General features: G+C 45.0%; 13 protein-coding genes. 3 read left to right on the top strand and 10 right to left on the bottom strand.

Annotated features, from left to right (window positions below; all coding sequences use genetic code 11):
- Nucleotides 1-234: 234 nt before the first annotated feature.
- The 5 genes from pstB to QUB16_RS30110 all read right to left on the bottom strand — a co-directional run bounded on the left by pstB (nt 235) and on the right by QUB16_RS30110 (nt 6,356).
- Nucleotides 235-1,086, bottom strand: coding sequence for a phosphate ABC transporter ATP-binding protein PstB (pstB, locus tag QUB16_RS30130; protein WP_333321832.1), 852 nt, complete (start codon nt 1,084-1,086; stop codon nt 235-237).
- 56 nt (nt 1,087-1,142) lie between these two features.
- Nucleotides 1,143-2,123 carry a phosphate ABC transporter permease PstA gene (gene pstA / locus QUB16_RS30125; RefSeq protein ID WP_333321830.1) on the bottom strand — a complete coding sequence of 327 codons (981 nt, stop codon included), beginning with the start codon at nt 2,121-2,123 and terminating at the stop codon, nt 1,143-1,145.
- Between the two features lie 82 nt (nt 2,124-2,205).
- Nucleotides 2,206-3,207 carry a phosphate ABC transporter permease subunit PstC gene (gene pstC / locus QUB16_RS30120; RefSeq protein WP_333321828.1) on the bottom strand — a complete coding sequence of 334 codons (1,002 nt, stop codon included), beginning with the start codon at nt 3,205-3,207 and terminating at the stop codon, nt 2,206-2,208.
- Between the two features lie 470 nt (nt 3,208-3,677).
- Complete coding sequence (gene pstS, locus QUB16_RS30115) at nt 3,678-4,706, bottom strand: phosphate ABC transporter substrate-binding protein PstS (RefSeq protein ID WP_333321826.1); 1,029 nt, start codon at nt 4,704-4,706, stop codon at nt 3,678-3,680.
- Nucleotides 4,707-4,916: 210 nt separating this feature from the next.
- Nucleotides 4,917-6,356, bottom strand: a complete 1,440-nt coding sequence (locus QUB16_RS30110; RefSeq protein WP_333321825.1) for an IS1/IS1595 family N-terminal zinc-binding domain-containing protein — start codon at nt 6,354-6,356, stop codon at nt 4,917-4,919.
- Between the two features lie 216 nt (nt 6,357-6,572).
- Here QUB16_RS30110 and QUB16_RS30105 point away from each other — a divergent pair, with 216 nt between their 5' ends.
- Nucleotides 6,573-8,081, top strand: a complete 1,509-nt coding sequence (locus QUB16_RS30105) for a UbiD family decarboxylase (protein ID WP_333321823.1) — start codon at nt 6,573-6,575, stop codon at nt 8,079-8,081.
- A gap of 555 nt (nt 8,082-8,636) precedes the next feature.
- Here the strand turns inward: QUB16_RS30105 and QUB16_RS30100 are convergent.
- From QUB16_RS30100 to QUB16_RS30085, 4 genes are read right to left on the bottom strand one after another with little or no spacing between them, the layout of a single operon-like run.
- On the bottom strand, nt 8,637-10,241 hold the full coding sequence (locus tag QUB16_RS30100) for a glycosyltransferase family 39 protein (RefSeq protein WP_333321821.1): 1,605 nt from the start codon (nt 10,239-10,241) through the stop codon (nt 8,637-8,639).
- 45 nt (nt 10,242-10,286) lie between these two features.
- Nucleotides 10,287-10,499, bottom strand: a complete 213-nt coding sequence (locus QUB16_RS30095) for a helix-turn-helix transcriptional regulator (RefSeq protein ID WP_333321820.1) — start codon at nt 10,497-10,499, stop codon at nt 10,287-10,289.
- Between the two features lie 20 nt (nt 10,500-10,519).
- Complete coding sequence (locus tag QUB16_RS30090; protein WP_006635455.1) at nt 10,520-10,732, bottom strand: helix-turn-helix domain-containing protein; 213 nt, start codon at nt 10,730-10,732, stop codon at nt 10,520-10,522.
- Nucleotides 10,733-10,752: 20 nt separating this feature from the next.
- Complete coding sequence (locus QUB16_RS30085; protein ID WP_333321818.1) at nt 10,753-10,965, bottom strand: helix-turn-helix transcriptional regulator; 213 nt, start codon at nt 10,963-10,965, stop codon at nt 10,753-10,755.
- A gap of 517 nt (nt 10,966-11,482) precedes the next feature.
- Here QUB16_RS30085 and QUB16_RS30075 point away from each other — a divergent pair.
- Together QUB16_RS30075 and QUB16_RS30070 are read left to right on the top strand one after the other, a co-directional pair.
- Complete coding sequence (locus QUB16_RS30075; RefSeq protein ID WP_333321816.1) at nt 11,483-11,818, top strand: hypothetical protein; 336 nt, start codon at nt 11,483-11,485, stop codon at nt 11,816-11,818.
- A gap of 237 nt (nt 11,819-12,055) precedes the next feature.
- Entirely contained in the window at nt 12,056-12,847 is a 792-nt protein-coding gene (locus tag QUB16_RS30070; protein WP_333321814.1) for a DUF4058 family protein, read from the top strand.
- A gap of 68 nt (nt 12,848-12,915) precedes the next feature.
- Here the strand turns inward: QUB16_RS30070 and QUB16_RS30065 are convergent.
- On the bottom strand, nt 12,916-13,326 hold a 411-nt coding region (locus QUB16_RS30065; RefSeq protein WP_333321812.1), incomplete at its 5' end, for a type II toxin-antitoxin system RelE/ParE family toxin.

Genomic DNA, 13,326 nt, shown 5'->3' with positions numbered 1-13,326 from the left:
ACCAGCTCCACACAAATATTTTTCTGTTGTGGAACAGGCATCTTGCCTGTTCTGAAAACATAACTATAGCAGGCAACCTGCCAGCTCCACACAAATATTTTTCTGTTGTGGAACAGGCATCTTGCCTGTTCTGAAAACATAACTATAGCAGGCAACCTGCCAGCTCCACACAAATATTTTTCTGTTGTGGAACAGGCATCTTGCCTGTTCTGAAAGAGGTTCAAGGTGTAAGTATTAACCGAAACGGCCTTGAATGTAATCTCTCGTACTCGAATTGCCCGCAGAAGTAAAAATCTTACTTGTCGGCCCAAATTCAACCATGCGGCCGATGCGACTTTCATCAGTATTAAAAAAAGCCGTGTAATCAGAAACACGAGCAGCCTGCTGCATATTGTGCGTCACAATCACAACAGTTAACTGCTGCCGCAGAGTCTGAAATAACTCCTCAATCTTCATCGTGGAAATCGGATCTAGAGCAGAACAAGGTTCATCCATCAGCAAAATTTTCGGCTTCACAGCCAAAGCGCGAGCAATACAAAGTCGCTGCTGCTGTCCCCCCGAAATCCCCTGAGCAGATTTCTTCAAATCGTCTTTGACTTCATTCCAAAGCGCCGCACTTTTGAGTGCAGATTCCACAATTTCATCTAACTCTGCTTTGCTTTTGCGACCAAAAATCCTCACCCCGTAAGCAATATTATCGTAGATGCTCAGCGGAAAAGGATTTGGTCTTTGAAACACCATCCCAATTTGGCGGCGCAAACTATTAATGTTTACTTTCGGGCTGTAAATATCCTGTCCAAAAAACTCTACTCTTCCTTTAATTTTAACCTTTCCCTCCAATTCACCAATCCGGTTGAGAGCTTTGAGAAAGGTAGATTTGCCGCAACCTGAAGGGCCAATAATAGCCGTAATTTGCGGATGAGGGATATTCATCGATAAATTTTCTAAGACTTTGTGAGTTCCGTAATAAAAACTCAAGTCCTGAACCCGCAGTGCTGGCATTGCATTGGGGTCGATTTCTGGGGTAACATCGTCTAGGAATTGATCTGGATAGTTGTCGGATTTCAAGTTAGCTTTAGGTTTCATTATTTGCCTGGTTATATGGTTAATATTTGATTGAGAGATCCACTTTAGTAATTGATTTATCGGTTTTGCAAGCGTTTCCGAGTGACTGTACGGGATGCCACGCTAGCAATCAAAACCATGCCTAAAAGGACAGAGGCAGCAGTCCACGCCAATTCGTTCTGCTCCTTGTAAGGAGAGCTGGCGTAGCTATATATTAATACCGACATAGAAGGAGTCGGAGTCAGCAGTGTTTCGGGAATTTCTTTGAGTTTTGAGATAGTTTCTGCACCTATGGGGGACTGCATTATCTCGCCCAATTTATCAACTAAAGGAGGCCAAAATTGACTCGACAACGCCGTTACAATCAGCGGTGCGGTTTCGCCGGCGGCGCGGGAAGCAGCGAGTAAAATACCTGTGGTAATAGTTGGAAGTGCTGAGGGTATGATAATGCGAAACATCGTTTGAAAGCGTCCGCCTCCCAAACCAGCAGAAGCGAGGCGGTAAGAAGTAGGCACTAATTTTAATGCTTGTTCTGTTGTCAGAGCAACCACTGGAAGCATGATGACGCCGAGGGCGAAACCACCGGCTAAGGATGAAAATGCTTTGGTGGTAACGACAATTAGGGCGTAGGAAAAGACGCCAACTACGATCGAGGGAACGCTGCTGAGAATGACGGTGATAAAGCGAATACTATTGGTAATTGCCTTGTTTTCTCTACCAAACTCCGACAAAAATATTCCCGTCATTACGCCTATGGGGACGCTGATTAATGTCGCAATTCCTACCATTAAAGCAGTGCCGAGAATGGCATTTGCAAAGCCGTTGGGCTGGTCTTCAACTCCGACGGGTGCTGGTAGAGACACTAGCACTTCCCAGCTCAAATGTGTCAGTCCTTCCCCCAGGATTTTGTATAAAATAGCAAACAAAGGGAGCAGGGCCAGAGCTGTCAGAGCGAAAGCGATAACTGTCATTCCCCGGCTGAAAAGAGTTCGGCTTAGCGACAGGGGGTTGTTGATTTCTGCATCCAGAATAATGTTGGAATTTTGTGCTTGAGTCATGCGATTTTAGCTTTGAGATTTTAGATGGAACCAGCGGGGAAATCCGGCGGCGCGGCTTGCGATCAAATTGCTTTCGATGATGTTAAGTTTTAGCTTTTTTGGCCCCAATTAGCTGAACTAACAATACTGCGATCGCATTTACCAACAAAGTGATGACAAATAGAATTAGGGCTAAATACATCAAAGCGCCGGTGTGCAGCGGTTCGATAGCTTCCCGAAATTGACTTGCTAAAACAGCAGGAATTGAGTAGCTGGGAGCGAGCAGGGATTGGTTGATTTGAATCGAGTTGCCAATTACCATTGTGACTGCCATTGTTTCGCCTAAAGCGCGTCCCAAGGCTAATATGGTGGCGCCGATAATCCCCGAACTAGCTGCTGGTAATAACAGCTTGAATATCGTTTCCCAGCGGGTAGCGCCGAGGGACATGGAAGCACTCCGCAAATCGACTGGAACCGACAGCAAGACATCGCGGCTGATGGCGGCTACTGTGGGCAAAATCATAATTGATAACAGTATTCCCGCCGGGAGCATTCCGGGGCCTAAAGGTTCGCTGCTGAACAGGGGAAACCAACTGAAATTATCGAACAATGACTGCTGCAATGGCAACAAAAAGGGAATCAAAACAAAGATTCCCCACAGCCCAACTATCACGCTGGGAATGGCCGAGATTAATTCAACCATGAATCCCAAGGGCGATCGCACCCAAACGGGTAAGAAGTTCTCGCTAGTCACTATAGCTACTGACAGCCCTAAAGGAAGTGCGATGATTATGCCGATCGCAGAACTAATTACAGTACCGTAAATAAACGGCAAAGCCCCAAACTGCAACTCGCCGATATCCCACTTGGGATTCCACAAGAAAGAGAGTCCAAATTGGCTAATAGCAGGCCAAGCATCTTTAAAAATTACCGCACTCATCAAAAACAACGTACCCGCTGTCGCTAGGGCAAAACCCCACACAAATACTGTAAATCCTGACTCCATCCATAGACCTTCACCAGCAGTATCTGTCAAATCTACTTCTGTGTTTATTTCTGTCGGTTTCCGAGTTGATATTTTCGGTTTTTTGGAAAAATTGGTCATAGCCGAGTTATTGCGTAAAAAGCGAAATATTCGATCGAAAGACAAGCTTGTAGGGTACGCATTTATCCTGCTATCCGGCAGCCGGATGCTCTGGTATTCCCATAGTCCGGCGGGGGTTTAAACCCGCCTCAAAGCTAAAGTCCTCTCAAGAGGACTGTTGGAATTCCCCAAAATAAATCTGGGTAAAAACCCACTTTATGGATAGTCTATTATTACCAGTTCTCCTTCGCGAGGACTTGAGGACTTTCGGTATAAGGTAGAGATTAAATCTCTGCCGAACTTGTTACATCAGTCATTATTCCTAGTCCTCATAGCGAGGACTTTCGCTATGAGGCAGGGATTTAAATCCCTGCCGGAATGCGGGAAAAGCGCAGATTTATTGGCACTCATACATCAGGAATATTGATATACAAAATATGAGTTCTGAGCCATAGATTGAACTCAAAATCCCTAACTCTGAAAAGCCCAAATTAACCTCTAGCAACCACAGTCTGATTAACTGCTTGAACCACCCTTTGAGCTGTAGCTGAAGGAATGCTAGTAAACTCTAACTGTTTGTTGATACCTTGACCTGTAGTCATCACCCAATTAACCATCTTTTTAATAGCATCTGCTTTCGCAGCAGGATACTGTTTGTAGATTAACAGCCAAGTCAAACCAACAATGGGATAACCGTCGTTAGGATTGCCTTCTACTAAGCGGAAGTCTGCTGGGAATGTTTCCCCTGCGAAAGCTTTCTCTGCTTCGGCCAAGCTAGGATCTACAAACCGACCAGCTTTATTTTGAATAAATGCTGTTTGGAGATTGTTTTGCCGAGCAAAAGTATCTTGAACGTAGCCGATCGCACCCGCTGTATTCTTCACCAAAGCAGCTACGCCGGGGTTTCCTTGACCCCTGACAGCGTTTTGTGGCCAACTCGGCTGCGCGGCAGCTTTGATGGTGCTACCAGTTGCCTGCAAGTGATTAGCAAAAATAAAGCTAGTACCGCTGCTGTCTGCCCGTACAGCTACTCGAATCGCAGTATTTGGCAAGCCTTTAGCTTGTCCAGAAATTCCGGCTATTTTAGGATCGTTCCAGCGAGTAATCTTGCCTTCAAAGATGCCTTTCAGAGCATCGTTACTTAGCCTCAGATTCGTCACTCCGGGCAAGTTGTAGACAACTGCAACAGCGCCGCCAGCAGTCGGAACAGCTATTACACCCCGCTTTACCTCAGCGATTTGTGCAGCAGTCATCAGCGCGTCGCTGCCTGCGAAGTCAACAGTGCCTGCAATTAATGCTTTGATGCCAGCACCGCTACCAGTTCCTTCGTAGTTTACAGTAATTTGATTTGCACTTCTCATTTGAGAGAAGTAGCGATCGTAAAGAGGTTTGGGGAAAGTTGCTCCCGAACCGTTTAGGGTAACAGCAGCTACAGCGGAACTAATCAAAGTTAGCGAAAATGCTGCTGCTGCTAGTGTCACTATAAAACTACGTCGCCAACGTCCTGTGAAAAAATTCATATTCCTCCTCTCCCTTAATAGCCGACTTTGCAAATCTACGACCTAGGATAGACTGAAATCCGCAAGGAAAGGGAGCAAAAAGAATAAGCTTGTTTTAAATTTTGGTTAATAATAGATTAAATAATCAAAGAATAAGCTTGTCTTAAATTTTGGTTAATAATAGATTAAATTTTGATACCCAAGACTAGGAGACCTGATTTCTTAAATAAGTCAGGGAGCTGACTGTGCGATCGCCACTTCATAAATTTTACCTTTTTTCTTAACTTTAAATATTTTACAGGACTGCAAAAAATCGGGAAATTTGGTGTCCAAATCCAGCGATTTCAGCTTTTTAGTAATTGGTTGACCGTATTGCTTTTTAAATTCGCCGGCTACCTGGGGAATCGGAATGTAACTACCTGGAGATTCAGCAGTTAATGCCAGTACAAGTTTTGCTACCGATGCTTCGAGGGCGGCAGATAATTCAATTTTTGAATCGGAGGGTTTTTGAACGAGTCCCACTTGATGTTCGGTACCAATTAATATTATTTTAAAAATAGCTGATTGCGACTGCAAAAATTTGATCAAACTAGAAGTTTTACCCAAAAAGCTTTTTACAATTAAATCAGCATGAGAGTGATATTTAGCAAAAAAAACTTTCTTAATTCTTGTTACAGGAATAGCATCCTCTTTCAACTCATTTTTGGCAGACTCAATTATTTCTACAAGTATATTTTTTAAAACATCCAGCGACTCAATAGCCTTTGAATTGACAGCAGGTATTATTTCTGGCAAATTTTGCTCCGCAACATTTTGATTAACAGCAACCGTCGCCAAAGATGGTTCAAGCACCGGGGGAACTTGGTTTTGTGCTGACTCCGCCAGTGCTGCTGCTGGGGAAGTTGTAGAATTGAACGCAACATTACGGCGCTCTTGAAAAAGCTCAGCCACACTAGAAAAACGAGCGATTCGCTCATCAATAGATTTGTGTTCAGCCTTCAACAACTCTGCAACTTGATTAGCCAATTCTTCAAAACTAGGGATTTCCTCTTCTCTTTCGCAAGAATAGTGCTTGCTCTCACCATTCTGACAGTTTTCTACAGACAAAACCGAATTTTGCCGACGCACCCGAAACACAGTCACTCCCTGATTTTGCAACTGATTGCAAAGATGATTTAACAAACCATCCGAAGAACAGACAAAAACTTGTCGCACATCCCGATATCGATATAAAATAGCAGCGCCAAAAGCAATCATCTTACCATCAGCACTATTCGCACCGCCCGGAACGTGAATCAGTTCGTAACCGCGATCGTAAAGTTCAGCATCCAACTTGCCCGTACTCGGGTTTTTCCAGTTAGCAAAAGCAATTTTAACTTGCAGGGGATAGTCGCACAAACCCGCTAAAAATTGTTCTGTATTAACCTTAAGTTTCAGATTTTCGGCATCCAACAGCAAAATCGCAATCGGGCCGGACTCTGTGGTGGTTGCAGGGGCGACTCCCTCCGGGATAGCTTCGCTTAACCGTGTTTCGGTGCATTTGCGACTGAAAGACGGCAGACCGGCGGGATCAAAGAATTGTTTGCGGCAAGCTTTGCAAAGATACCGCTGGCGACCCTTGGGACGGCCGTTTTTACGAAGTTGGTCAGATTCGCATCGAGGACATTTCATTAACCCATTATGCAGCCTACTCCCGAACCGAACAAGGCATTACCTATCTTCTTCTTTCTCTTCCTTCGCGCCCTACCCTTCGGGAACGGCTTCGCCGAACGCGCCCTTGGCGTCTTCGCGGTTCGTTAAATACGTATCTTTTGAGCGGTTCAGGAGTAACTTGTGGCAGTCGATCGGCTCATAATAACAAAAGAACGTTAACAATTCTTAAAAAAAATGGCTAGAGACTTGCGGGGATTCCTAAAACTACTCGAAGAACGGGGACAACTGCGCCGGATTAGCGCTTTAGTCGATTCCGACCTCGAAATTGCCGAAATTTCCAACCAAATGCTGCAAAAAGGCGGCCCTGGACTGCTGTTTGAAAACGTCAAAGGGGCCGAATTCCCCGTCGCCATTAACCTCTTGGGTACGGAAGAGCGCGTTTGCTGGGCGATGAACATGGAAAAGCCGATCGAACTAGAAGAGCTCGGCAAAAAACTGGGAATGCTGCAACAGCCAAAACCGCCGAAAAAGATTTCCCAAGCGATAGAATTCGGCAAAGTGCTGTTCGACGTAGTGAAAGCCAAACCGGGCCGAGACTTTTTCCCCGCTTGTCAGCAAGTGGTATTTGAGGGAGAAGGGCTGGATTTGAACAAAATCCCGATGATTCGCCCTTATCGGGGAGATGCTGGCAAAATTATCACCCTGGGTTTGGTAATTACCAAAGATTGCGAAACGGGTACGCCGAATGTGGGGGTTTATCGGTTGCAGTTGCAGTCAAAAAACACGATGACTGTACACTGGTTATCGGTGCGGGGGGGGGCGCGGCACTTGCGGAAAGCGGCGCAGGCTGGTAAAAAGTTGGAAGTTGCGATCGCCCTTGGAGTCGATCCCCTGATTATTCTCGCCGCAGCAACCCCAATTCCTGTAGATTTATCGGAATGGTTATTTGCGGGACTTTACGGCGGTTCCGGCGTGCAATTGGCCAAGTGCAAAACCGTAGATTTGGAAGTACCGGCGGACTCGGAAATTGTGTTAGAAGGAACGATTACGCCGGGGGAAGTTCTGCCCGACGGGCCCTTCGGCGATCACATGGGTTATTACGGCGGCGTGGAAGATTCGCCGTTGGTGCGGTTCCACTGCATGACGCACCGCAAAGACCCGATTTATCTGACGACATTTAGCGGGCGGCCGCCGAAAGAAGAAGCAATGATGGCGATCGCGCTTAACCGTATTTATACGCCTATTTTGCGGCAGCAAGTATCGGAAATTGTCGATTTCTTCTTACCGATGGAAGCCCTGAGTTATAAAGCCGCAATTATCTCGATCGATAAAGCATATCCCGGTCAAGCGCGCAGGGCTGCTTTAGCATTTTGGAGTGCATTACCGCAGTTTACTTACACTAAGTTTGTGATTGTTGTGGATAAAAGTATCAACATTCGCGACCCGCGTCAAGTAGTTTGGGCAATTAGTTCTAAAGTCGATCCGGTTCGGGATGTATTTATTCTGCCGAATACGCCTTTTGATACGTTAGATTTTGCCAGTGAAAAGATTGGTTTGGGAGGCAGAATGGGGATTGATGCTACTACGAAGATGCCGCCGGAAACGGATCACGAATGGGGGGAAGTTTTGGAGTCCGATCCGGATGTGGCGGCGATGGTAGAAAGGCGTTGGGCTGAGTATGGTTTGGCTGATTTGAATTTGGGTGAAGTCGATCCGAATTTGTTTGGATATGAGATGAAGTAGGGGGGAACCGCAGAGGCAGAGAGGGTGCAGAGGAGGAGGGAGAAACGGGAAAACGGGCGATGATTTTTCCACTAACGGGACTTAGACAAAAACTGAAGCCAAAATAGCTTCAAACCCAGATAGAGAAAGACTTTTAGCTCTACTGGGCATGAATCTAGCTATACCAAGGGTTTCAGGCATTTTTAGGTCATCGACCTCTTTCCATTGCGAGCGAAGGGGTTTGGGCTCCTAAAGGGGCTAGAAAATGTTTAAGTCTCACTAATCTAGCAGTTATCTCATCAATTACGAACACGCTTTCTTCTGTTTCTCTGTGTTCTCTGTGGTTAATTGAAAAAATATTTCAAAAATCCTTGAGGCTGGACTTACGCACCGGAGCCGAAAAATCAGCATTTGAGGTTACTTCACTTCGTTCGTGATGACAGCATTTACGTTGTTGCCTAATTGTTGTTAAGCTTGCTAAGCTGTTTAGCCTTTAAACTGCGTATTTCAGAGCCTGAAACCCAATACTTGCTTAGATAGCCTCTGAGATTTGAATGGTGAACAGCTTATAGCTGTTCACTTATGAGTAAGTTGCCAAAGCCGCGTTTCGTAACTGACCTCTGAAGTAAGGAAAACAGGCTTTAAGTTGTAGTTGTATTGTTTTTTAAGCCTCTCTTGGAGTTTTTTACTGGGATGGAATACAAACAAATTCCTGTAACCGTTAGGAATCTGAAGTGTATCTCCCCACAGAATGTCCACTTTCCGATCGAGCAGACGGCTCAAAGGAATGACTTCACCGAACGTACTATCAGTAATCAACAGCGGAGAGTCAGCTTGATTTAGGATGTGAGCTATAGGAATAGCGAACTTGCCTTGATCCAGACCTTTGTTCCACCAAGTTTCTGCTTGAGCACTGAGGGTGCAAGACAGGACTCCAGCCGAGAACACTCCGATTGCAACAAGCTTCCAAAACTTCTGCTGCCAGGTATTAACAGAAGTGGAGGTTATTTTCGCTGTCAGCAAATAAGCCACAGCCAACTGCAAACCCAGATAAGTAGGAAGTAGATATCGAGCGTAGCCTGAGAGCCGCCGTCCACCTAAAATTAAATCTCCCAGCATCAGAGGCAGGGATGTAAAAACAATCAAAGTCAAGATGAAGCCGTAAACCGGTTTGGAAGTGTGGCGACAGACAAAATAAATCGAATATGCCAATAAAATTAATACCAATACAATCACTGGAATCAGAGGCAGCGTCTTTTTGAATGAGCTCAGCGCATCAAGATTTACATCAAAAACAATTCGGCTAATATTCCCTATCCACCTTTTAATTATAGGCATCAAGGGCATTCTGGAGTCGGGTGTCATTACGCTTAGAGCAGAGGATGATGAGGGTGGCTGCCAATATTTTATGGTTAAATACCACAGCAAACCTGATATGAACGAGACAAATAAGGCTAGTATGTAATAAATTACGGTTTTAGTTACTCGTACTTTTTCCATAGCAAATACATAGATTCCATGTGCTATTAAAACAAGTACAGTATACAAATGAGTGTAAATTCCTACTACGGTAATCGCTGTATAAATTCCCCATAGCAGCTTAGTTTGAAGTCGCATAGCTCGCAGCAAAACCGCACTAGATAGCAAAGTTAACACACTCCAAAAACAATACGGTCGTGCTTCCTGAGCGTACAATACGTGCATTGGCGAGACTGATACCAATGCCATTGCTACCCATCCCACCATCGAAGACTCAAACAATTCCAGGCAAAGCCAATAAGCACAGGGCAACAGTAGTACACTAATCAGAGCGGGCAAGCTTCTCATTGCTGTGACGCTAGTTCCAAACAATTTAGCCCAAAATCGCGCTACCAGAAAATAGAAGGGTGGCAGTTGACCTTCTTCTATTGCCAAACCCTTAATCGTATCGATTTCGTTCTTTTGATCGTTAATGATCTGATATTTCAGGAAATCTTTGCAACTGATTACTGGGCCATTGAATATTTCTTCCTTAAGAGATTTCCCTAAGTAGCCAGACACTCGCAAGGAAGTGAAAGTTTCATCGAACCAGTAGAATTTGCGGTCGATATTGACGAACCTAAAAAATATGCCCATCACCAACAGCACAGAAAGTAAAAACCGCAGCCCAGTTACAGGTAGTCGCCAATTATGACCATTCATTAAATGATTTCCCCTATTTATACTCTAATTATGCAACGCCTCAGTTTATTGTTCCACAATCTCAACTAAATCTTCGATCGCAATATCGAACGCACGGGCCATCTTGTCCAAAGCTGTGTAGTCAACGGTAGCCATGCCTGGAGAATTAGCATAGGTGGCGATTGTTGTGTATGGAATACCTGTTCTGTTGGAGACTTCCCTCAGAGTCCAACCCTTCTCTTGAGCAAATTCTCGAACTCGCAGCCTAATTCGTCCCATATTCCCAACGATAAATCAGCCTACTCTTCCAAAATCTCAACTAAATCTTCGATCGCAATATCAAACACGCGAGCCATTTTGTTTAAAGCTGTGTAATCTACCGTTGCCAGCTTGGGAGAATGGGCATAACTTCTAACGGTACTGTAAGGAATGCCCGATCGCTCAGAAACTTCTTTAAGCGTCCAACCCTTTTCCTCAGCTAGTTCCCGAACCCGCAACCGAATTAACCCCATTTTCCCGCTGAAAAATCAGTTTACCGTTCCAAAACCTCAACCAAATCTTCCACCATCACATCAAAGACTTCAGCAAGTTTCTGCAAAGCCGTGTAGTCCACCGTTGCCAGTTTAGGAGCTTGGGCGTATTTTTTAACCGTGCTGTAGGGAATTCCCGTTCTGTCAGAGACTTCTTTCAGCGTCCAACCCTTTTCCTCAGCGAGTTCTCGAACTCGCAATCGAATTAATCCCATTTATGCTTGACAGCAGCTATGCTCATATCTTTTAATAAAGATAGTTAACAGCGATCGCCCCGTGACCTGAGAAATCTAGAGCGATCGCCTTTCATTCACCACCCAAAAAAGTGGGAAGGATTTTCCTATGATAGCTGGTAAAAGTATAGTCATCTATTACATGACATGGGAGGCCTTCGGCCCCTCCCCCTTCACTTTTACTTTGAGCGGATTGACCCGCCTCGGCTGAGCTACGCAGCTCCCTATCCCATTGCTCAATGCTTTTGGGAGTGCTTTTGCCACGATCGTGTAAGTACCTACACAAAATTAATTACACATCCGACTTTGTTACTCTTTAGACCTATCAAGGGTTTCAAGTCAACTCAGTCGGCAATTAATTTGGTTTACCTACTTAATACCCATTCACGGAGCGCATTAATTAACAAACCATCTGCGGTTTTGTACAAACCTCTGTGGATGTGTTTGCCAATCGGCTAGCTGCATGAGTGATAGGTGTGGCTCGTAAATTCATGCCTCGTTGAAAGCGGTTGCTTGGGCAGTCCAACTCCTTCTGCTCAGTCAGCATATACTACTCCTGACTATCTTTGACGAGAAACTTAATGAAGTTTTACAATACCAAAACAACCGACTTATCGCGATCGACTTCAACCGGGAGTGCATAATTCGCCACCTCCCCAACTGTCAGCGGTTAACAGTCGCCCGTTTCGCCCGCCGCCCCGATGCCGAATCTTACCTCAACGCACTGCGCCGCTTAATGCCCGCAGTCCCGCATACAATTGTTTTCGTAAATGCGCTGTCTGTCTTAGATGAAAACAGCATTCCAATTCCGATGCAATTGTCGATCGAAAGTTAAAGCGATCGAACTGATATCTTGCATTTGTTGCCAGATTCTGGCAGGGGTTTAAACGCCCGACGGAATATCGCAATAAGTGCAAGATGTGCGATCGAACCTATTATTGCAAAAGGTCGATCGAGCCTTCAGTCATCATCTGCAACAAGCAAAGCTATGCCCTAAAACCTGTTGGCAAGCCATTCGCGTCAGAAAAGTATTGCTAAACTATAAATAGACTTGAGTCAAGGAGTCAAATCAATGCCATCTCCCTTTCCCGGTATGGACCCGTATTTAGAACATCCCGAACTCTGGCCTGGGATGCATAACTTGCTGATCGGTGAAATTTTCAGGTTTTTATCTCCCCAACTGCGTCCTAAGTATTTAGTGTCGCTGGAAGTGAGAATCTATGAAACTGCTGACGACGATTTATCAGTCATTGGCATTCCCGACGTAACTGTAATGCAGCCACAAACTGCAACAGAAACAACAGCATCAAACGTAGCAGTTGCAGCACCCGTTACACAACCATTCACAGTAACTCTTCCCATACCTTACACGCTTCGAGAAGCTTATTTAGAAATTAGAGAAAGGGGGGAAAAAGAATTGATCGCAGTAATTGAAATTCTCTCGCCTAGCAATAAGCGAACAGGCAAAGGGCGACAAATGTACGAAGAAAAGCGAGAAGAAATTTTAGGTAGTCGCACTCATTTAATAGAAATAGATTTATTGCGGCGCGGTCGAAAAATGCCAATTCTTGAAAACAATATTGATAGTCACTATAGCGTTTTGGTGTGTCGGGGAAATCGCCGTCCCAGAGCTGATTTGTATGCTTTTAACCTGCAAAACCAGATTCCTGCCTTTCCTTTACCGCTGCGATCGGACGACACCGAACCTGTCATAAACTTGCAAGAATTATTCACTCAAATTTATGACATAGCAAGTTACGACCTCAAGATAGATTATCGCAACTGGGAAGTCATACCAGCGCTGTCAGAGGCCGATACAATTTGGGCAGATGCTTGGTTGCGCGATCGGGGATTGCGAGATTAATTTGGTATCAAGCTGGCACGCTGCTACCTTATCTTAAAGCTCTTCACCTTCCAATGCTTCATGGCTACTCACTCACACGATCGATCCTCATCAGATTCTGAGAATAGAACCCGTAAATCCCGATAACCGCTGACGACTCGCAAAACTTCAATACCTTCGTCAATAGCACGATAGAAAATTAGGTAATCATCGATCGGGAAACTTCGCACCTTGGGAGCCAGCTCATCCCGCTTCCGTCCCATACTGGGAAAGCTTGCCAACCTCTTGCAGCGATCGTTAATTCTATTGAGCAACCGTTCCGCAGCATCAAAGGTGCTGTTATCAGCTACATAGTCAATGATGGCTTCGATATCTCGACTGGCGGGAACTGTGAACCTGCAAACATGGCTCATTGACCAAAAAAATGGTCGGGTAAGAGTGGAATACATCACTGTACCACTCTCCCCTAAGAACGTAGCGTGACTGTTACCAATCACTAC

Source organism: Microcoleus sp. D3_18a_C4 (assembly GCF_036702415.1).
In the GTDB taxonomy this organism is placed as follows: domain Bacteria; phylum Cyanobacteriota; class Cyanobacteriia; order Cyanobacteriales; family Microcoleaceae; genus Microcoleus.
Note: the sequence above shows the minus strand (reverse complement) of the source record. Positions and strands in the feature narration are given on the sequence as shown.